The organism is Nonomuraea cavernae (assembly GCF_014646355.1).
Taxonomy (GTDB): Bacteria; Actinomycetota; Actinomycetes; order Streptosporangiales; family Streptosporangiaceae; genus Nonomuraea; species Nonomuraea cavernae.
In genome coordinates this window covers 12887-31547 of record NZ_BMNH01000008.1, presented here as the reverse complement: position 1 = coordinate 31547, position 18661 = coordinate 12887, and the positions used below count along the sequence as shown (strand labels likewise).

Below are 18661 nucleotides of genomic sequence, written 5' to 3'. Positions count from 1 at the left end.
TATGTCGCCTACCGAGGGAACAGTGCGCTGCCTCGTCGAGGTGGCTCTGGGCGATCCTGATCCCGACGGTCCGCTGCGCTGGGAGGTGATCTCCGAGCTGCGGCGGCGCGGCGACATGGAGTCGTTCATCGAGGCCCGACGGCTGTGCGCGTCGGACGACGTCGGCGAGCGCATGCTCGGGATCGACATCATGGGCATGCTCGGCAGGTTCGTGGACCGCGCGCTGCCCGTGCTGCGCTATCTGGCGGCCAGCGAGGAGGACGCCATGGTGCTCTACGCGGTGCTCATCGCGTTCGGCCATCTGGCCGACCCTCGGTCGCTGCCCTCCGTGATCGACCTGGCCGCCCATGAGGACGCCCGGGTGAGGTACGGCGCCGCCTACGCGCTCCAGCACGTGCTGGGCAACCCGCCCGACCGGGCCGGCCTGGACGCCCTGCGCCGGTTGGCGGCCGACGGCGACGCCGACGTGGCCGGCTGGGCCTCGCTCGGTGTGGCGCTAACCACGGGTGGCGAGTTTTAGCACGTCCGGCGGCAACGGCTCCACCCGCGCCGGGTCCCAGGGCCGCTCCAGCCCGCCCTCGCGCATGACCCGGTCGAGCACCATCGCGGTGAACCCCCACACGAGCATGCCGCGAACCCGGAAGGCCGGCCCCATGAACCCGGCCTGGTGGCGCAGGGTGAACCGGTTGCCCGGATCGACCAGCTCGGCGATCGGCACCCGCTCGACGGAGTCGACCTCGTCGGGCGACGCCGCGTGCACGGCGGACGGCAGGTGCCACCAGCCGACGACCGGGGTGACCCGGTTGTCGCTGCGGCTGACGTAGAGCTCGGGCATCGTGCAGAGGACGCGCACGCCGCGCGGGTCGAGCCCGGTCTCCTCCTCGGCCTCGCGCAGGGCCGCCTCGACGGGGCCGCCGTCGTCGGGGTCGATGCCGCCGCCGGGGAAGGCCGGCTGACCGGCGTGCCTGCGGCCGAGCGTGCTGCGCTGGATGAGCAGCACGTCGGGGCCGAGCGGCCCTTCGCCGAAGAGCATGAGCACCGCCGCCCGTCTGCCGCCCTCGGCGGGCGGGCGCAGGCTCCGGGGAACGGGGAAATGTACGGCTCGCGCCGCCAGTCTGTCGAGCCAGTCAGGGACCACCGTCACGCCATCTCCAACACGCCAGGCCTTCCGGGACTTCCCGTCAGGAGAAAGGACCCGATCTTACGAGCTTGCGGGCCTCGTCGGCGCTCGTCGGGCCGGTGCCGTAGGAGGGGCAGAGGGTGGCCAGGGGACAGACGCCGCAGGCGGGCCGGCGGGCGTGGCAGATGCGGCGGCCGTGCCAGATCACCCGGTGGGAGAAGACCGTCCATTCGCGTTTGGGGATCAGCTCTCCCACGAGGTGCTCGATCTTGACCGGGTCGGTCTCGTCGGTCCAGCCGAAGCGGCGGACCAGCCGCTGGAAGTGGGTGTCGACGGTGAGGCCGGGGACGTCGAACGCGTTGCCGAGCACCACGTTGGCGGTCTTGCGGCCCACGCCGGGGAGGGTGACCAGGTCTTTCAGCTTGGCGGGCACCACACCGCCGTAGCGGTCGCAGACGGCCTGCGCCATGCCGATGATGCTGTTGGTCTTGGCGCGAAAGAAGCCGGTGGACCGGATGATCTCTTCCATCTCGGCTCGGTCTGCCGCCGCATAGTCGGACACGGTGGGGTACTTGGCGAAGAGGGTAGGAGTCACCATATTGACCCGTTTGTCCGTACACTGCGCCGAGAGGATGGTGGCGACCAGCAGCTCAAGGGGGCTGCCGAAGTCAAGCTCGCAATGAGCATCGGGATAGGTTTCCGCCAAAATGCGGTTCATCCGGCGAGCACGCCGCACAAGGGCGAGTCTTGACTCAGTGGGCATTCCCATAGCCTATGTGGGCCGCCTGGGGTGGGGTGAGCCACAATGGCAGCAGAGGAGGCAGAGTGAACACCGAAGATGTGCTGGGCAAGGCCCCCCTGTTCGCCGCGCTCGACCGCGAGAGCGCCGCGGCGCTGCGGACGAGCATCACCGAAGTCCAGCTGTCGAAGGGACAGACGCTCTTCCACGAGAACGAGACCGGAGACCGGCTCTACGTCGTGCTCGAAGGCAAGATCAAACTGTCCCGCCAGTCTCCGGACGGTCGCGAAAACCTCCTCAGCGTCCTCGGTCCGAGCGAGATGTTCGGCGAGCTGTCGTTGTTCGACCCCAGGCCCCGCACCGCCACCGCGACGGCGCTGACCGACGTGCGGCTGGCCGGGCTCGGCCACGACGACCTGCGACCCTGGCTCACCGGCCGCCCCGAGGTGGCGCTCCACCTGCTGCGGGCGCTCGCCCAGCGGCTGCGCCGCACCAACGACGTGCTGGCCGACCTGGTCTTCACGGACGTGCCCGGCCGGGTGGCCAAGCAGCTGCTCGACCTGGCCGAGCGGTTCGGCAGCAAGACCGACGAGGGCACCCGGGTCCATCACGACCTCACTCAGGAGGAGCTGGCCCAGCTGGTGGGCGCCTCGCGCGAGACGGTCAACAAGGCCCTGGCCGACTTCGCGCAACGTGGCTGGCTGCGCATCGAGGCCAAGGCCGTGGTCATCCTCGACATGGACCGGCTCTACAACCGTTCGAGATAGTCGAGCTGGGCCCGCACCGACATCTCGGCGAAGGGCCAGAGCGACCTGTCGACGTCGGCGTAGACGATCTCGACGACCTCTCGGGGCGTCCGCGCGCCCTGCCGCTGGGCGGCCCTGATCTGGTCGAGCCGTTCGCGGCGGTGGGCGATGTAGCCGTCCAGCGCGCCGATCGGGTCCGGCAGCACCGGGCCGTGCCCGGGCAGCAGGGCCTCCGCCTCCAGGCTCTCCGCGACGGCCCTCAGCCGGTCGAGAGTGCGCAGGTAGTCGCCCAGGTCGCCGCCGTCGGACGCGATCACGGTGGTGCCCCTGCCGAGCACGGTGTCGCCGGTGAGCATGGCCCGGTCCGCGGGCAGCCAGAAGCAGAGCGAGTCGAACGAGTGGCCCGGCGTGCCGTACACGTGGATCTCGACGCCGCCCGCGGTCACGACGTCGCCCTCGCCCAGCCCCTCCTCGCCCAGCCGGTGCCTCGGATCGAGCGCCCGCACCGGCGCCCCGACCAGTTCGGCGAACCGCCTGGCGCCGCCGCTGTGGTCGTGGTGGCCGTGGGTGAGCAGGATCCCGGTGACCCGGCGCTCACCCAGGTGGTCGGCGACCCTGCGCAGGTGGCGCTCGTCGTCGGGGCCCGGGTCGATGACGACGGTCTCCCGGTCGCCGATGATCCACGTGTTGGTGCCGTCGAGCGTCATGGGCGACGGGTTGGGCGCCAGCAGGTTCTCGGCATGGGTCGTACGGGATCCGTCGGGGCCGCCCAGAGGGATGTGCAGACCGCTCATGAGGTCACCAGCCGCCACTCGCCGTCGATCTCCAGCACCTGCGGCAGGATCGTGACGATCTCGCGCTCCGCGGCCAGCACCGCCCCCACGCTGTCGTACGCCGTCAGCTCGGTCAGGGTCTGGTGCGTCGGCGGCATCAGGAAGATGGAGCCCTGGCGCGCCAGCTCGATCGCCTCCGCCGGCCGCTGCCAGACGACCTGATCGGCCTCGCCGCCCACGTCACGGGTGCGTTGCCCCTCGGGGAGCACGGCGACGAAGAACCGGGTGTCGAACCTCTTCCGCTCGACCTCCGGGGTGATCCAGTGGGCCCAGGCCTTGAGCAGGTCGGAGCGGAGCACGAGGCCGCGCTTGGCGAGGAAGTCGGCGAAGGCCAGGCTGCGATCGATGAGCGCCAGCCGGTCGGCCTCCCAGTCGTCTCCGGTGGTGTCCGCGACGACGGAGTCGGGGCCGGGACCGGCCAGCAGCACGCCGGACTCCTCGAAGGTCTCGCGCACGGCCGCGCAGACCAGCCCGCGCGCCACCCGCTCGTCGGCGGCCAGGGTCCGGCCCCACTCCGCCGGCGACGGCCCGGCCCAGGCGACGGCGTTGTCGCTGTCGCGCGGGTCCACCGAGCCGCCCGGGAAGACGTACGCGCCCGCCGCGAAGGCCATCGTGGACTTGCGCCTGAGCAGGTAGACCTGGGCGCCGCCGCCAGGCGGCCCCTCGCGCAGGACCGCCACGGTGGCGGAGTCCCGAGCGGGGACCGGTTGGACGCGTCCGGCGATTATGTCCCGGGCCCGTGCGGCGAGCTCGTCTGGGAGCGACAGACCAGTCACAATGACCTCCTTCTAGAACATCACTCGGTCATGGTGACATATCCGGCACTCAGCCCACTTCGGCGACTAGCTCCACTTCCACCGGAGCGTCGAGCGGGAGGACCGCCACGCCGACGGCGCTGCGGGCGTGCGAGCCCACCACTGAGCCGAGCACCTCGACCAGGAACTCGCTGGCCCCGTTGGCCACCTGCGGCTGCTGGGTGAAGCCCGGCGCGCTGGCCACGAAGACGACGGCCTTGACGACGCGCTTGACGGCGGCGAGGTCGCCGACCTCCGACTTGAGCGCGGCCAGGGCGTTGAGCGCGCAGAGACGGGCCATCTCCTTGCCCTCGTCGGCGCTCACCTCGGCGCCCAGCTTGCCGGTCAGGGGCAGCTTGCCGTCGACCATCGGGAGCTGCCCCGAGGTGTAGACGAGGTCACCGGTGCGGACGACGGGCACGTACGCGGCGAGCGGCGCGACCACCGCCGGCAGGGTCAGGCCCAGCTCGGCCAGCTTCTCCTCCGGAGTCACTGCTTCTCCCTCTTGAAGTAGGCGACCAGCTGCTCGGGCGTGGCGCCCTGCAGGATCTGGACCAGCTCCCAGCCGTCGGCGCCGAAATTATCCAAGATCATTTTTGTGTTGTGGATGAGCACGGGTGCCGTGAGGTACTCCCATTTCTTCATGGGGATCAGCGTAGTGTGAGCTATGTCAAGGCTGCCCGTCGACTTACGTCGAGTGACCGTTCGGTAGCCTCGAATCGTGGAGTCTCTGGACACCGATTGGGACGGCGTGCGCCTGCACGTCGTCACCGGCAAGGGCGGCACCGGCAAGACGACGGTCGCCGCCGCTCTCGCTCTCGCGCTGGCGTCGGGCGGGCGTAAGGTGCTGCTCGTCGAGGTCGAGGGCCGGCAGGGCATCGCGCAGATCTTCGACCTGCCGCCCCTGCCCTACGAGGAGCGCCGCATCGCGGTGGCGCCGGACGGCGGTGACGTCTACGCGCTGTCCGTCGATCCCGAAGAGGCCATGCTCGAATACATGGAGATGTTCTACGGGATGCGCCGCGCGGGCCGGGCGCTGACCAAGATGGGCATCGTCGACTTCGCCACCACCGTCGCCCCCGGCTTTCGCGACGTGCTCGTCACGGGCAAGACGACCGAGGCCGTGCGCAGGCGCGACAAGCGGGGCAAACGGGTCTACGACGCGGTCGTGCTCGACGCCCCGCCGACCGGTCGCATCGCGCGTTTCCTCAACGTCACCCAGGAGGTGGCGGGCCTGGCCAAGGTGGGGCCGATCAAGAACCACTCCGAGCTGGTCAACGGGGTCGTCAAGTCTCCCGAGACGGCCGTGCACTTCGTCACGGTGCTCGAGGAGATGCCGGTGCAGGAGACGCTCGACGGCATCGCCGAGCTGGCCGAGGCGGGCCTGCCGGCCGGCGGGATCTTCATCAACATGGTCCGCGAGTCGCAGCTCCCGCGGTCCGTCCTCGACCTGGCGGTCAAGGGCCGCTTCGACCCGGCCGAGCTCGCGCTGGGGCTCAAGACCGCCGGTCTGGCCGACGGCTCCGACGCCTCCGCGATGGCCGAGGCGCTGGCCGAGGAGATCGCTGAGCACGCCCGCCGCGCCGAGCTGGAAGACTCCGAGCGTGAGTCCCTGGCCGAGGCACCGTTGCCGCGGTACGAGCTGCCGCTGCTGGCCGACGGCGTCGATCTGGCCGGGCTCTACGAGCTGGCCGAGACCATCCGCACCCAGGGAGCCGCGTGAAGAAGCCCCCCGTTCTCGACATCGACGCGATCCTCGACGACAAGGGCACCCGGATCATCGTCTGCTGTGGCGCGGGCGGCGTGGGCAAGACCACCACGGCCGCCGCGCTGGGACTGCGGGCCGCCGAGCGCGGCAGGTGCGCGGTCGTGCTGACCGTCGACCCGGCCAGGCGGCTGGCCCAGTCGATGGGTCTCAGCGAGCTCGACAACACGCCCAGGCTGATCAGCTCGCCCGAGGGCGGCGGGCAGTTGTTCGCGATGATGCTCGACATGAAGCGCACGTTCGACGAGATCATCGAGGCCCACGCCGATCCGGTGCGCGCCCGGCAGATCCTGTCCAACCCCTTCTACCAGTCGCTGTCGTCGAGCTTCTCCGGCACCCAGGAGTACATGGCCATGGAGAAGCTCGGCCAGCTCCGCCGGTCGGACGAGTGGGATCTGATCATCGTCGACACGCCCCCCTCGCGCTCGGCGCTCGACTTCCTCGACGCGCCCGAACGGCTCGGCCGCTTCCTCGACGGCAGGTTCATCCGGTTGCTGACCGCCCCGGCCAAGGCCGGCGGGCGCAGCGCGTTCCGGCTGCTCAACGCGGGGTTCGGGCTGGTCGCGGGCGCGATGACCAAGCTCCTGGGCGCGCAGGTGCTGAAGGACCTGCAGACGTTCGTGTCGGCCCTCGACGCCGTCTTCGGCGGGTTCCGGCAGCGCGCGGAGATGACGTACAAGCTGCTGCAGGCGCCCGGCACCGCGTTCCTGGTGGTGGCCGCGCCCGAGCGCGACGCGATGCGCGAGGCCTCCTACTTCGTCGAACGGCTCGCCGAAGAGCGCATGCCGCTCGCGGGGCTGGTCGTCAACCGGGTGCACGAGTCACCCGTCACGAAGCTCTCAGCCGCACGGAGCGCCGCCGCGGCCGAGGAGCTGGAGTCTCGGGGCGAGCACGAGCTGACCGCCGCCGTGCTGCGGCTGCACGCCGGTCGGATGCAACTCGCGGCCCGCGAGCACCGAGAGCAGGAGCACTTCGTCACGGCACATCCCACCGTGCCGGTGGCACAGGTGCGCGCGATGTCGGAGGACGTCCACGACCTGGCAGGTCTGCGCGAGATCGGGGAGCTCCTGGCGAGCGCATGAGAGTACGGCCGGCGAGATCGCCGGCCGTACGCTCCGGGCTGGATCAGCCCGCGATCAGCTCGTTGGTCCGTTCGTACTCTTCTTTGGCGGACTCGAGCAGCTCACGCCACGAGTCCACGTCCGGTCGCCGCCTCAGGAGAGCCCGGCGCTCACGTTCGGTCATACCGCCCCACACCCCGAACTCGATGCGGTTGTCCAGCGCATCGGCGAGGCATTCGGTACGGACCGGGCATCCTCGGCAGATCAGCTTTGCCCTGTTTTGGGCGGCACCTTGGACGAACAGCGCGTCCGGGTCCGCACCCCGACAGGCGGCACGGGAGGTCCAATCCGTGATCCACATTTCGACCCCACTCCCCTTAGGTGGTCAGTCGTCATTTGGGGCCGACGGGCGCGGGCGCCGAGCCTCCGTATTCAGTTGCCGCAGAGGAGAACGTACGCAACTAGACGTTCGGGCCGACAGACCCCAGAGGACCAATTTCTAGGTGGAGTGTTGACCGGGAATGACTAGTCACCCCCGTCAGTCAAGGCGAAATGGTGACGAGTTGCCGATAAGGTCACTCTTTCGACGTACCCTGGTCCTTGTGCAAGCTCAGGGCAAAGATCGATCATCAGCGTTCTTGAACGTCACGCGGCTGATCGCCGCGGGTGTGGCCGCAGGGGTGCTGACGGCCGCCGTGGCACTGCCCGCCGTCGGCGGTGCGGGCGTCACCGCGAAGTCCGCGATGGAGGGGATCAACCTCAAACCGGAGGAGCTCAACGAGCCTCCGCTGCCCGAGCGCACAGTGCTCCAGGACGCCAACGGCAAGCAGATCGCGCAGTTCTACTACGAGAACCGCCAGTCGGTGGAGCTCGACAAGGTCGCTCCGATCATGCAGACGGCGCTGATCTCGATCGAGGACTTCCGCTACTACCAGCACGGACCGATCGACATCGAGGGCACCGCCCGAGCCCTGGTCAAGAACCTGACCACCGGCGGCGTGACGCAGGGCGGATCCTCGATCACCCAGCAGTACGTCAAGCAGGTGCTGGTCAACGCCGCGGAGACGCCCGAGGAGCAGCAGGCGGCCATCGCGCCGACCGTCTCCCGCAAGCTCAACGAGCTGCGCTACGCCATGGCCATGGAGAAGAAGTACTCCAAGGACCAGATCCTGGAGAAGTACCTCAACATCGCCTACTTCGGCGCCGGCGCCCACGGCATCCAGGCCGCGGCCAAGCGCTTCTTCGCCAAGCCCGCCTCCGAGCTCAACCTCGTCGAGGCGGCCACGCTCGCCGGAGCCGTCCAGAACCCCGCGCGCACCGACCCCAACGTGAACAAGAAGTCCCGGGCCGCGCTGCTCGAACGGCGCAACGTCGTGCTCGACCGGATGGCCGAGCTCGGCAAGATCACGCCGCAGGAGGCGACCGAGGCCAAGGCCAAGAAGCTCGGCTTCAAGGACGTCAAGGTGCCCGGCGGCTGCGAGGTCAGTAAATACCCGTACTTCTGCCTCTACGTCCAGAACGAGATCCTCACCAACGAGGAGTTCGGCAAGACTCCGAAGGAGCGACTGCGCCTGCTCCAGCGCGGCGGTCTGACGATCAAGACCACGATCGACCCGAAGATGCAGGCCGCCGCCGACAAGGCGATCAAGAGGTACGTCAGCACCAAGGACAAGCCGGTCGCCGCGCAGGCGATGATCGTGCCGGGCACCGGCGAGATCAAGGCCATGGCCGCCTCCCGCAAGTTCGGCGGCAACAAGAAGAAGAACGAGATCAGCTACAACGTCGTCGCCGACGCCAAGCACGGAGGTGGCAGCGGCTTCCAGCAGGGCTCCACCGCCAAGCCGTACACCCTCGCCGCCGCGCTGGAGGAGGGGATGAAGTACAACGACGGCTTCCCCTCGCCCGCCGGCTACACCGCGGCCAGCTACGGCTCCTTCCGCGACTGCAAGGGCAACCGGGTCGGCGACCCCACCCACGAGGTGCGCAACTCCAGTGAGGGCGGCGGCGGCTTCAAGACCCTGCAGTCCGGCACCTGGGGCTCGGTCAACACGTTCTTCCTGAAGCTCGAGGAGCGGGTCACCCTCTGCAAGGTGGTCAAGCTGGCCAAGCGCCTCGGGCTCAAGCGGGCAGACGGCGGAAAGCTCCGCGAGGTCGAGACGTTCACGCTCGGCGTCAACGAGGTCGACCCGGTCACGGTGGCCAACACCTACGCCGTCTTCGCCTCCCGCGGCCAGTACTGCACACCGCTGGCGATCACCGAGATCAAGGATCGCAACGGCAAGGCCAAGCAGTTCAAGCCCAAGTGCTCGAAGGTCATGGACCCCGAGGTCGCCGACGCGGTCAGCGGCATCCTGTCCGGCGTCTTCACCAAGGGCACGATGACCGGGGTGGGCGGCATCGGCCGTGACGCGGCGGGCAAGACCGGCACCACCGACGGCTACACGGCCGCCTGGTTCGCCGGCTACACCCCCAACCTTGCGTCCGCGGTCAGCCTCGGCGACCCGCGCGGCGCGTTCGGCCATGACCTGACCAACGTCGTCATCAAGGGGCGCCACTACGACTACGTCTACGGCGCGACCATCTCCGGGGCCGTCTGGAAATACTCGATGATCGACGCGCTGAAGGGCATCGAACCCGTCAAGTTCACCCCGGTCAACCAGGCACGCTTCGGCGGCTGCACCGACGTCTGCGCGCCCAAGCCCAAGAAGAAGCGCGAGGACGGCGGGCCCGACCTCATGGACCAGCTCAACGACCAGTTCGACCTGAACGACGACAACCCGTTCGAGCGCGGCAACCGCGGCCGGGGCCGCGGCTGAGCCCCGCGAGGCCTCCGCGGCGACGCGGAGGCCTCACCGGCGCTAACCGGAGAGCCGCGCGCGGACGGCCGCGGCGACCCGTCCCCCTTCGGCCCGGCCCGCGACCTTCGGGTTGACGACCTTCATGACCTGCCCCATGGCCTGCGGACCGGAGGCGCCGGTCTCGGCGACCGCCTCGTCCACGAGCCGCCCCAACTCCTCGTCGGACAGCTGCGCCGGAAGGTACTCCTCCAGCACGGCCTGCTCGTCGAGCTCCGCCTGGGCCTGCTCGGCACGCCCGGCGTTGCCGAACGCCTCGGCCGCCTCGCGCCGCTTCTTGGCCTCCTTGGTCAGCACCTTGATGACCTCGTCGTCGGAGAGCTCGCGGGCCTGCTTTCCGGCGACCTCCTCCACGTTCACCGCGGCCAGTGCCATGCGGATAGTCCGGAGACGTACCTCGTCCCGGTTCTTCAGCGAAGCCGTCAGATCGGCCTTCAGCTTGTCTTTCAATGCACTCATGCGGTCCATCTTGCCGTCTGGGCGAACGGCTCGCGCCGGATGTCGGGCATCATGAGTACGTGAGGAAAGCCGTCGCGGTGCCACTGTCCATGCTCGGTCTCGGCCTGGCCGGGGTCGGCTACGCCTCGGTCGTCGAGCGCAACTCGTTCCGGCTGCGCCGCTTCGACGTGCCGGTCCTGGAGCGCGGGCAGCGTCCCGTACGCATCCTGCATCTGACCGATCTGCACCTGACGCCCCGGCGCAGCATGCTGATCAACTGGGTCCGCTCGCTCGGCGCCCTACGGCCCGACCTGGTCGTCAACACGGGCGACTCCATCGCCCACCCTGACGCCGTCCCCTCGCTCCTGCACGCCCTGGAGCCGCTGCTCTCGCGCCCCGGCCTGTTCGTGTACGGGTCCAACGACCTCTACGCCCCCAAGCCGAAGAACCCCTTCCGCTACCTGTGGCGCACCTCCAAGAGCGAACGCCGCCAGCACATCCCCACGCTCCCGTGGGAGGAGCTCGGCGCGGGCATGGCGGCCGAGGGCTGGCTCGACATGAACAACACCACCGCCCGCGTCAAGGTCGGCGACCTCGACGTGGCCGTGGCCGGCATCCACGACTCCCACATCGACCGTGACCGCTACGACCTCGTCGCCGGTCCCGCTCCCGCCGACGCCGACCTCCGGCTCGGCGTCATGCACTCCCCCGAGCCCCGCAACATGACCCGCTTCGCCGCCGACGGCTACCAGCTCCTGCTGGCCGGCCACACGCACGGCGGGCAGCTCTGCATCCCGTTCTACGGCGCCCTCGTCACCAACTGCGGCATCGATCGGGCCCGTGTGAAGGGGCTGAGCCGCCACGACGCCGCCTGGCTGCACGTCTCGGCCGGCCTCGGCACCTCCCCGTACGCCCCGGCCCGGTTCGCCTGCTTCCCGGAGGCCACGCTGCTCACGCTGCTTCCCCGGCGCTGAGGCGGGCGGGCGCGGGGCGGACGCGGTCACAAGCGCCCTCGAAGTCCGCTAGACTTTCCCAAGCACGTGCAAGACGGCGTGCACCGGGGTGTAGCGCAGCTTGGCAGCGCGCTTCGTTCGGGACGAAGAGGTCGTGGGTTCAAATCCCGCCACCCCGACAGAGTAGCCGCAGGTAGAAGGCCGCTTCCGAAGATCGGAAGCGGCCTCTCTTGTCTTCTGAGTGACTAACTGCGTGACTACCACCTCTGCTGCTGACGCCCTGACCGCTCTAGGTTGACGTTCGAGCCACAGCCAGGACGTCTGCGACGACCACGGTACGGACCGTAAAAAGTTGCCTTGCCAACTGCTAACTTTTAACGGTGCGGATAGGTGTCTATGTTGACGGCTTCAACCTCTACTACGGCGCGCGTAACGCCTGCGGCAAGAGCACGCCGGGTTGGCGCTGGCTGGACATTCGCAGCCTGGCGCAGACCCTGATTAGCTCTCGCATCAACTGGTCGGGGGCGCATCTTGAGCGCATTGTGTACTGCACAGCCCGTATCGATGGAGCTACGAATCCATCAGGACAGGCCGACCAGGACATCTACCTCAAAGCCTTGCTCGCCCACAAGAGCGTGGATCTGATCGAGTACGGCTACTACGTAGCCCGCGTCAAGATGGCGCCCCTCGCGACGAAGGATGCAAGGGGACGCCCTCAGCTGGTTACCCCGCAGTGGCCAGTCATGATTCAGGACGGACAGAACAACCCAGTCCGTAACGCCGCGTTCATGGTGTCCTACGCTAACCGCGAGGAAAAGGGCTCCGACGTCAATGTAGCCTCCCACCTGCTCATTGACGTTTTGACGAACAAGATCGACGGGGCACTGGTCATCTCCAACGACAGTGACCTGAGGTTTCCCGTACAGCAAGCACGTCTGCACGTACCAGTCGGGCTGGTCAACCCATCGCCTGCGCAGCTGGCAGGAGCCCTCAAGGACCAAGCCGCAGTTGGTGTTGGTCGACACTGGTGGAGGCAGCTAAGAGCCGTAGACTTCAGGAACCATCAGCTCCCCGACCCTGCTGGGGGCTACGCCCGCCCTCCAGGCTGGTGACATCGCTAACAGGGAAGATGGCTGAGACCACGAACGTTATGTATAGTGAAGGCATATACCACCCGGCTCCTTGTGGGCCGGGTTTTCTATGCCTGGACTTGCGTAGTGGTGGTCGGGGGACGGAACGGGTATAGGGCCGTCCCAGCGGCCTCCGATGGCGGCCAGCGCGGACGCGGACGCCGCGACCCCTTGTCCCACCCAGTGCGGGTCCTCGGTCCCGCCCTGCTCGACGGGCCACCACCACGACGCCACGGCCAGAAAGCGACCGCGGGCGGCCACGATGTAGGCCTCAGTCGTCACGTCCCCCATGTCCGGGCTCCACGCCGCGGTGTTCGTCAGCCTCGTCCCGTGCCAGCCCGCGCGATCGAAGGGCCGCGCGGCGGTGCTGTCGCCCTGGCCCTTGTCCGCGCACCGCCGCGCCGCGCGGCCCGCCAGGTCCGCCAGCCGCTGCGACAGCTCCGGCGAAACGACCCAGAGCCGCAGGGTCAGCGCCGTCGGCAACTCGGCCACCTTCGCGGCACCTGACAACCGTAGGAGACCAGGAGTACCACCGCCCCCGCGGCCATGGCGAGGGCGAGCGCGCGGCTCTTCACGTGATCCACATGTGTTCGACGCGACCAGGCGCGATGCGGTTCGCGCCTTCGATAAGGGGCGTGGGCGCCCGACGTGGTTCAGGTGCTTGCGAAGCCGCCCGCCGCGTCACCGCAAATGCCGCATCACCGTAAATAGTGTTGCCCCACTCCTGAGGTGGCGATAACGTAAAGATCGTGACTGCCGGGTCGGCCATGGGCCAAGAGCGAGTGGGGCACCCGGCCACGGCGTGAGCGCCGGGCGGGCGCGAGGTCCGCCGCGTCTCCTGACTTCCTGATCTGAAGCATCGTTCTCATCGCGCTTCCGCGCGCTCCCACGGCGTCGGCGAAATCGCCGTCACGCAGTCCGTAATCGCCCCCGTTTTCTTCATCACCTCAAACCACTGGCCTTCACGTGGCTACGTGGTCGATTCGTCATGCCCGAAAACGCGCCGCCGAGCCATTCCCACCAAGAAAGCAGAGCATGCCGTACGACTTCAACCAGCAGATCATCGAGGAATTCCGCGCCAACCGCGGGCAAGTGGGCGGCCCTTTCGAGGGAGCCCGGCTGCTCCTGCTGACCACCACGGGAGCCCGTTCGGGAGCCCGTCACACCGTCCCGCTCGGCTACCTGCACGATGGCGGAGGCCGCCTGCTGGTCATCGCCTCGGCCGGTGGCGCGCCGCACCACCCGGCCTGGTTTCACAACCTGCGGGCCAACCCTCGGGTCACTGTGGAGACCGGCGTCTTCACGATCGAGGCCGAGGCCGTCGTCCTGCACGGCGAGGAACGCGACCGGCTGTTCGCCAATGCCGCGGAAGCCGACCCCGGCTGGGCCGACTACCAGGTCAAGTCCGGCCGGGTCCTGCCCGTCGTCGCGCTGACCCCTGTCTCCCACGCCTTTCCTGACCTGCCGGAAGGCGACGTGCTGGAGGCGATCCACGGCACCTTCCGGCGAGAGCTGGCCCTGATCCGCGCCGAGGCCGCCGCCTCGGGTCCGCGCCTGGGCGCGCAACTGCGTGTCAACTGCCTGACCCTGTGCGGCGGGCTCCACCACCACCACACCAACGAAAGCGGCGGGCTGTTCCCCTACCTGCGTGACCGCCACCCTGAGCTCGACGCGGTCCTGGACCGGTTGCACGCCGAGCACTCCGTCCTGGCCCGCCTCCTGGACGACCTGCAGGCACTGCTCTCAACGGAGCCGGCCGACCTGATGACCGACCTGACGACCGAGATCGACCGGCTCATCGCCGAGATCGAAGACCATCTCGCCTACGAGGAACGGCACCTCGTCCCCCTGATGAACGCGCTACCGCCCCGACACGAGGATCACTTGACCGTCACGCGCATCCCCACCACCCCCGACGACCACGCGGCCGTGATGGCCGAGATGCAGGGCCTGGCCTCCCAGGCGCCACCGCTCGCCGGCGACATGACGCCCGCGCTGCCCCATACCGGCGGCGTACCAGGACAGTGGGTCACCGCCACAGAGGGCTCGGCGACCGAGTCCGGCGTCACGTTGTACGTGCACGGAGGCGGCTTCGAGCACACCCAGCCCGCGCTGGAACCTCTCATGGCCCACCGTCTGTCCCAGGCCACCGGCCGCCCCGCCTTCAAGGTGGACCAGCGCCTGGCCCCCGCCGATCCGTACCCCGCCGCCCTCGACGATGTCGTGGCCGTCTACCGGAGCCTGCTCGAACAGGGTGTTCCCGCCGACCGCGTCATCCTGTCCGGCGAGTCGTCGGGCGGCACCCTCGTCCTGTCGGCCCTGCTGGCGCTCAAGGAAGCGGACGTCCCGCTGCCCGGCGCGGCCATCGCGATCTCCCCGCTCACCGACCTGACCCTGTCCAGCCGGTCCCTGGACACCAACGACGGCCAGGACGTGATCAGCCGCCCCGTGGCCGAACACGTCGCCAGCCAGTACCTGGCCGGGGCCCCGGCCGACCGGGCACCCCAGTCTCCCCTCCATGGCGACCTGTCCGGCCTGCCCCCGCTCCTGTTGGTGGCCGGGACCAAGGAGGTGCTGCTGGACGACGCCCGCCGCTTCGCCGCGGCCGCCTCGTCCGCCGGCGTCGACGTGACCCTCGACCTGTACGAGGGCCTGCCGCACGCCTTCCACGCGAGCGTGATGGCACAGGATCCGCCCCCCATCGCCACGACCTTCCTGCGCCGCCTCACCGACTGGATCAACAAGACACAGGCAGGGGGTACTGACGTGCGCTGATCGGTCCCGACAAGGGCCTGGGCGGAACCCGCATCGTGGTCGCGTACGGTGCTCAGCCGGTGCGCGACCACGCCGCGGGTCCGGGTCAGGCGCTGCGGTCACGGCGGCGAATCTCGGCGTGCACCTCCAGCCGGGTCGAGCTGCGATCGTCCCTGAGGTCAAAGGTCTTGGCCGCCTGGGCGAAGCCGCGGAGCACCGGGTCGAGTCTCCGCCACGCGTTGAACAGTTTGTTGGCCCGGGCGAAGATCCTCTCCTTGTGCCTGACCGTCAGGCCGTTTGCCTCGTCCTCCATTTCCTGCACCCGCTGGTGAAGGAGATCCAACTGCTGTGCGTACGTGCGCAGCGGCGTGACCAGCCCGCTGACCGTGTCCGCCTGCTGTTTTCCGCGTACGATCTTCCTTCGTTCTCGCAGTGCCTCCTTGAGCCACTCGCAGCGTTCCAGGAGCGAGCGGAGAATGGCGGACGCCGGTATCAGTCGCGCGTCGAGGTTCGCATCCAGCGCCTCGGCCTCGTTCCAGATCGTTTCCGCCAGTTCGGCGGCTTGGCTCCAGGTCAGGGGGACCATGGGGGATCATGGTCCATCGCCTCCCGCAGGGCCTCCAGCGCCTCCCGCGCGGCCACGGCGCCGTTCACGAGTCCGGAGAACCGCGGCAGCGCCGCCTGCGCCGCCTGCTCAGTGACGGGCAGCAGTCTCTCCAGCCGGGTGAGATGCATGGTCGCGTCCCTCCTGAGCGAGCTGAACGACACGCGCCAGTCGAAGGGGAATCTCTCGTCGGCCTGAAGCGCGGGCACCTGGTCGAGGGCTGTTCTGATCTCCTCGGCCAGGTGCCGGGGCAGAATGACTCGGCCGATCAGGTCGTAGCCGTCCACGGCCGACGACGCCTCGTGCATCAGGCGTTCGAGGTCCCTCGCCTGCCCGGCGAGCCGCTCCACCGTCCCCGCGCGGACGATCTCGCCCAGATGCCTGTCCGCCTCCAGCACGTCGGCGAGGCGCTGCCGTCGCAGCGCGAGCAGGTGTGGAACCAGGTCATCCAGCCGGTCCGCCGCGGCCAGCCACCACCACAGCTCTTCCGCTCTTCTGACGGCGGGGGGCGCGTGCAGTCGGCGGAGCAGCCCTTTCAGGTCCTCGCCGAGCTCGTGGCAGAAGGTCGTGTAGCCCAGATCACCGTACGGAGTGGTCGTGGACGGCACGGCTGACGGTTCGTCCGGCTCGGGGACGACGAGCCGGAGCCGTGGCACAGGTGAGGGCTCGGGGAATCGCGCGGGAGGGGCCGGTGAAGGCTCGGGCTCCTCCGCCGGCTCGGGCATGCCCATCTGTGCCGACGTGACGAGGAATCCCGGCTGGGGCTCCCAGTCTGGTGCCGTCCTTTTCAGGAACGCGTTCACGCAGTGCGCGGCCAGGCGGAGGAACCACAGCCGCTTGTCCCGATCGTCGTCGAAGGTGATGTGCAGCAGCGCCGCGGCCGCCACCGAGAGGAGAAGTTGCAGCGTCCACGTGTCGATCGCGTCCGGATACAGCCGGCGGAGCTCCTCGGCCATCCTTCCCAGGAAGTCGCCCTCTGGCGCGGACTCGGCGTCCGAGGCGAGCACCCGGATCAGGTGGTCTCGCGCGTCCTCGGCGGGATGCCGTGCGTTGATCACGGACAGGGCCAGCATGGCGGGATCCCGGGTGAGGGGCGCGCTGGGATCGAAGGACGTCAGGTCCACCAGCCGGAATTCGGTCGCCTTGGCGCTGGACGCGGCGGTCTTCGGGACGAGGATGTTACCGGTGTGCAGGTCCCCGTGGGTGAGCCCGTTGAGGCATGGGAGTGTGATGCCATCGGCGGCGCGTAGCGTGCCGTCGGCCAGGGCCAGGGGATTGGGCAGGTTCGCCTGTGGGCTCTCGCCCGCGAAGCGCAGAGTCTGATGGGGTGGCAATCCGCTGCGTCGGGCCCATCCCAGGAGACTCCCGCCGTCCTGCCACGCCCAGCGGAGCTCGTCCCGCAGGAATGCGGCCGGATTCACCTTCGGGGTGGTGACGATCTTCCCGCGGTTCCACTCGCGGATGAGGCTGCCGCAGACGGCGGAGAAGACCTCGCGGAGCTCGGCAGGGGAGTCCAACTGCGCCATCTGGCGCATGCCGCGGAGCGTGCCCCCCGCGACCTGCTGGACCATGACCACGCCACCGCCGGCGGTCCGCCGGACGCCCAGCATGCGACCCACGAGATGTCTCTCGCCGAAGTCGTCCTGCTGGATCCACGCGGCCTTGTGCCGGGACGGCTCGTGCGCGAACTCCTGCTCGCACGCCTTGACCACGACGATGGTGGACGGCTGGACATCCTCCTGAGCCGCGTGCAGGAAGAGAGCCAGAAGCGGGCTGTCGGTGAATCCGGACTTCTCCCAGCGCTCAGGAGGTAGGGCGAGAAGGTAATTCTCGTCGCGGGCCCACGCGTCCAGCGCTGCGACAGCGCTCTCGCCCAGAGAGCCGACGATGTGCGGCCGGTCCGCCGGATGGATGCCGCAATCCGACATGTTCATGGTCGTGGCCTCCCCCCGTTCCGGACCCGGGCAGCCAGATCTTGCTGCGCCGCCTCGTAGTCCGCCCGGTCCTTCGCCTGGGACCACCGAGAGAAGACCTCCGGCACCCGCACATGCGTCTGCCGGGCGTGCAGCACGACGTCCTGGACCTGTCGCGCCAGGACGAGCAGGTCGGCGGCCTGCCCCGGCGAGTTGGTCCGGTCGTCGAGCAGGTCGGCCACCCGGTCGCGTTCGGTGGCTGTGTCACGTTGCGCCCGGTAGGTGTCCAAGGCCATCAGCAACGCCCCGATCGACGGCACGTACCAGCGGAGCAGAAGCTCACCGACGGTGAGGCCGACCGCCCAGCCGACCGCCAACCCCGTCACGCTCCACACGCCGACCGCCGTCAGCAGGACGCGGGCGAAGCGACGGCGGATCCTGGCCGCCCAGCTGAGATTCTGCGCCTGGCAGCCCAGCACGTCGAACGGCCGGGGCAGCCCCACCGTGACGTAGTAGTCACGCACCGCCTCGTCGGACAGCTTGGAGCGTTGGGCCAGGGCGTGGACCTCGTGGATCGGGATCCGCTTGCCCGCCGCCACGTCGTTCCACGGCAGCTCGAACACCTCGACGTCGAACATCTCCTGCAGCAGCGCCGCCCGTCGCAGGGCCCCCCGGCCGGCGGTGCCGAGTCCGGCCGCGTACGCGATCGCCCACAACGCGCCGCCCACCGCGATCGGCGTGGCCGTCGCGGGAGCCACGGCACCGATGAGCCCCAGCAGCCCGAGGAGCGCTGAGACGGACAGGCGCAGCCCATCGATGCGCTGCGCGCGGAGGTGGCAGAGGCGGGCGGCGCGCAGGAGGTCGTGCATGTGGGGCCGGTTCTGGCGCTCCTGGACAGTACCTGGGGGAGCCGGCACGTGTACCTCCCGCCCTGACAGGTCCCGGTAAGTCCGCAT

At 69.3% G+C, this 18661-nt stretch carries 20 protein-coding genes and 1 tRNA gene; 9 read left to right on the top strand and 12 right to left on the bottom strand.

Annotated elements, in window-relative coordinates:
* The first annotated feature begins 1 nt into the window (after nt 1).
* Nucleotides 2-520 carry a HEAT repeat domain-containing protein gene (locus IEY82_RS15570; protein WP_189124836.1) on the top strand — a complete coding sequence of 173 codons (519 nt, stop codon included), beginning with the start codon at nt 2-4 and terminating at the stop codon, nt 518-520.
* Here IEY82_RS15570 and IEY82_RS15565 read toward each other — a convergent pair.
* A complete protein-coding gene (locus tag IEY82_RS15565) occupies nt 497-1144 on the bottom strand; it encodes an NUDIX hydrolase (RefSeq protein ID WP_189124835.1) in 648 nt (215 codons plus the stop codon). The two genes, IEY82_RS15570 and IEY82_RS15565, sit on opposite strands and share 24 nt — an antisense overlap.
* Nucleotides 1145-1181: 37 nt before the next feature.
* Nucleotides 1182-1889, bottom strand: coding sequence for an endonuclease III (gene nth, locus IEY82_RS15560; protein ID WP_189124834.1), 708 nt, complete (start codon nt 1887-1889; stop codon nt 1182-1184).
* A 56-nt stretch (nt 1890-1945) separates the two neighbouring features.
* Here nth and IEY82_RS15555 point away from each other — a divergent pair, with 56 nt between their 5' ends.
* Nucleotides 1946-2626 carry a Crp/Fnr family transcriptional regulator gene (locus tag IEY82_RS15555; RefSeq protein ID WP_229697594.1) on the top strand — a complete coding sequence of 227 codons (681 nt, stop codon included), beginning with the start codon at nt 1946-1948 and terminating at the stop codon, nt 2624-2626.
* On the opposite strand, the gene IEY82_RS15550 is transcribed toward IEY82_RS15555, so the two are convergent.
* The 4 genes from IEY82_RS15550 to sp36 are packed head-to-tail and all read right to left on the bottom strand — an operon-like array spanning nt 2608 to nt 4877.
* The gene (locus IEY82_RS15550) at nt 2608-3399 is read right to left on the bottom strand and encodes an MBL fold metallo-hydrolase (RefSeq protein ID WP_189124832.1); all 792 of its coding nucleotides are present in this window, start codon (nt 3397-3399) and stop codon (nt 2608-2610) included. The genes IEY82_RS15555 and IEY82_RS15550 overlap by 19 nt on opposite strands.
* Nucleotides 3396-4205: an NUDIX hydrolase gene (locus tag IEY82_RS15545; RefSeq protein WP_189125048.1), complete on the bottom strand. Its 810-nt coding sequence runs from the start codon at nt 4203-4205 to the stop codon at nt 3396-3398. The genes IEY82_RS15550 and IEY82_RS15545 overlap by 4 nt, the downstream gene beginning before the upstream one ends.
* A gap of 58 nt (nt 4206-4263) precedes the next feature.
* The gene (locus tag IEY82_RS15540; RefSeq protein ID WP_189124831.1) at nt 4264-4725 is read right to left on the bottom strand and encodes a RidA family protein; all 462 of its coding nucleotides are present in this window, start codon (nt 4723-4725) and stop codon (nt 4264-4266) included.
* Nucleotides 4722-4877 carry a Sp36 family protein gene (gene sp36, locus IEY82_RS15535; protein WP_165959776.1) on the bottom strand — a complete coding sequence of 52 codons (156 nt, stop codon included), beginning with the start codon at nt 4875-4877 and terminating at the stop codon, nt 4722-4724. The genes IEY82_RS15540 and sp36 overlap by 4 nt, the downstream gene beginning before the upstream one ends.
* Before the next feature lie 76 nt (nt 4878-4953).
* On the opposite strand from sp36, the gene bagA reads away from it, so the two are divergent.
* Both bagA and bagB read left to right on the top strand, forming a co-directional pair.
* Nucleotides 4954-5955: an ATPase BagA gene (gene bagA / locus IEY82_RS15530; RefSeq protein ID WP_189124830.1), complete on the top strand. Its 1002-nt coding sequence runs from the start codon at nt 4954-4956 to the stop codon at nt 5953-5955.
* A complete protein-coding gene (gene bagB, locus IEY82_RS15525; protein ID WP_189124829.1) occupies nt 5952-7079 on the top strand; it encodes an ATPase BagB in 1128 nt (375 codons plus the stop codon). The genes bagA and bagB overlap by 4 nt, the downstream gene beginning before the upstream one ends.
* Nucleotides 7080-7122: 43 nt before the next feature.
* Here the strand turns inward: bagB and IEY82_RS15520 are convergent, their stop codons facing one another.
* A complete protein-coding gene (locus IEY82_RS15520; RefSeq protein ID WP_148036282.1) occupies nt 7123-7419 on the bottom strand; it encodes a WhiB family transcriptional regulator in 297 nt (98 codons plus the stop codon).
* Nucleotides 7420-7696: 277 nt separating this feature from the next.
* Between IEY82_RS15520 and IEY82_RS15515 the strand changes: the two genes are divergently transcribed.
* On the top strand, nt 7697-9874 hold the full coding sequence (locus IEY82_RS15515) for a transglycosylase domain-containing protein (RefSeq protein ID WP_308015965.1): 2178 nt from the start codon (nt 7697-7699) through the stop codon (nt 9872-9874).
* A gap of 42 nt (nt 9875-9916) precedes the next feature.
* Here IEY82_RS15515 and IEY82_RS15510 read toward each other — a convergent pair whose 3' ends face one another.
* Nucleotides 9917-10372 carry a GatB/YqeY domain-containing protein gene (locus tag IEY82_RS15510; RefSeq protein WP_189124827.1) on the bottom strand — a complete coding sequence of 152 codons (456 nt, stop codon included), beginning with the start codon at nt 10370-10372 and terminating at the stop codon, nt 9917-9919.
* An 89-nt stretch (nt 10373-10461) separates the two neighbouring features.
* Here IEY82_RS15510 and IEY82_RS15505 point away from each other — a divergent pair, with 89 nt between their 5' ends.
* The 3 genes from IEY82_RS15505 (at nt 10462) to IEY82_RS15495 (ending at nt 12416) form a co-directional block, all read left to right on the top strand.
* Nucleotides 10462-11325, top strand: coding sequence for a metallophosphoesterase (locus tag IEY82_RS15505; protein ID WP_189125047.1), 864 nt, complete (start codon nt 10462-10464; stop codon nt 11323-11325).
* An 84-nt stretch (nt 11326-11409) separates the two neighbouring features.
* Nucleotides 11410-11483: transfer RNA gene (locus IEY82_RS15500), tRNA-Pro, on the top strand.
* A 201-nt stretch (nt 11484-11684) separates the two neighbouring features.
* Nucleotides 11685-12416: an NYN domain-containing protein gene (locus IEY82_RS15495; protein WP_189124826.1), complete on the top strand. Its 732-nt coding sequence runs from the start codon at nt 11685-11687 to the stop codon at nt 12414-12416.
* A gap of 36 nt (nt 12417-12452) precedes the next feature.
* On the opposite strand, the gene IEY82_RS15490 is transcribed toward IEY82_RS15495, so the two are convergent.
* Nucleotides 12453-12944 carry a hypothetical protein gene (locus IEY82_RS15490; RefSeq protein ID WP_189124825.1) on the bottom strand — a complete coding sequence of 164 codons (492 nt, stop codon included), beginning with the start codon at nt 12942-12944 and terminating at the stop codon, nt 12453-12455.
* Between the two features lie 525 nt (nt 12945-13469).
* Between IEY82_RS15490 and IEY82_RS15485 the strand changes: the two genes are divergently transcribed.
* Nucleotides 13470-15209 carry a nitroreductase/quinone reductase family protein gene (locus tag IEY82_RS15485; RefSeq protein WP_189124824.1) on the top strand — a complete coding sequence of 580 codons (1740 nt, stop codon included), beginning with the start codon at nt 13470-13472 and terminating at the stop codon, nt 15207-15209.
* Between the two features lie 85 nt (nt 15210-15294).
* On the opposite strand, the gene IEY82_RS15480 is transcribed toward IEY82_RS15485, so the two are convergent.
* From IEY82_RS15480 to IEY82_RS15470, 3 genes are read right to left on the bottom strand one after another with little or no spacing between them, the layout of a single operon-like run.
* Nucleotides 15295-15774, bottom strand: a complete 480-nt coding sequence (locus tag IEY82_RS15480; protein ID WP_189124823.1) for a hypothetical protein — start codon at nt 15772-15774, stop codon at nt 15295-15297.
* Nucleotides 15762-17726 carry a hypothetical protein gene (locus IEY82_RS15475; protein WP_189124822.1) on the bottom strand — a complete coding sequence of 655 codons (1965 nt, stop codon included), beginning with the start codon at nt 17724-17726 and terminating at the stop codon, nt 15762-15764. Before IEY82_RS15475 ends, IEY82_RS15480 begins: the two co-directional genes overlap by 13 nt.
* A complete protein-coding gene (locus tag IEY82_RS15470) occupies nt 17723-18622 on the bottom strand; it encodes an S-4TM family putative pore-forming effector (RefSeq protein ID WP_189124821.1) in 900 nt (299 codons plus the stop codon). The genes IEY82_RS15475 and IEY82_RS15470 overlap by 4 nt, the downstream gene beginning before the upstream one ends.
* Between the last annotated feature and the right edge of the window lie 39 nt (nt 18623-18661).

Bases quoted from the DNA above. Each gene is read 5' to 3' on its own strand.
- IEY82_RS15550 (WP_189124832.1), bottom strand. From the start codon at position 3,399: ATGAGCGGTCTGCACATCCCTCTGGGCGGCCCCGACGGATCCCGTACG.
- IEY82_RS15480 (WP_189124823.1), bottom strand. From the start codon at position 15,774: ATGGTCCCCCTGACCTGGAGCCAAGCCGCCGAACTGGCGGAAACGATC.
- sp36 (WP_165959776.1), bottom strand. From the start codon at position 4,877: ATGAAGAAATGGGAGTACCTCACGGCACCCGTGCTCATCCACAACACA.
- IEY82_RS15505 (WP_189125047.1), top strand. From the start codon at position 10,462: ATGCTCGGTCTCGGCCTGGCCGGGGTCGGCTACGCCTCGGTCGTCGAG.
- IEY82_RS15475 (WP_189124822.1), bottom strand. From the start codon at position 17,726: ATGAACATGTCGGATTGCGGCATCCATCCGGCGGACCGGCCGCACATC.
- nth (WP_189124834.1), bottom strand. From the start codon at position 1,889: ATGGGAATGCCCACTGAGTCAAGACTCGCCCTTGTGCGGCGTGCTCGC.
- IEY82_RS15520 (WP_148036282.1), bottom strand. From the start codon at position 7,419: ATGTGGATCACGGATTGGACCTCCCGTGCCGCCTGTCGGGGTGCGGAC.
- IEY82_RS15485 (WP_189124824.1), top strand. From the start codon at position 13,470: ATGCCGTACGACTTCAACCAGCAGATCATCGAGGAATTCCGCGCCAAC.
- IEY82_RS15510 (WP_189124827.1), bottom strand. From the start codon at position 10,372: ATGAGTGCATTGAAAGACAAGCTGAAGGCCGATCTGACGGCTTCGCTG.
- IEY82_RS15570 (WP_189124836.1), top strand. From the start codon at position 2: ATGTCGCCTACCGAGGGAACAGTGCGCTGCCTCGTCGAGGTGGCTCTG.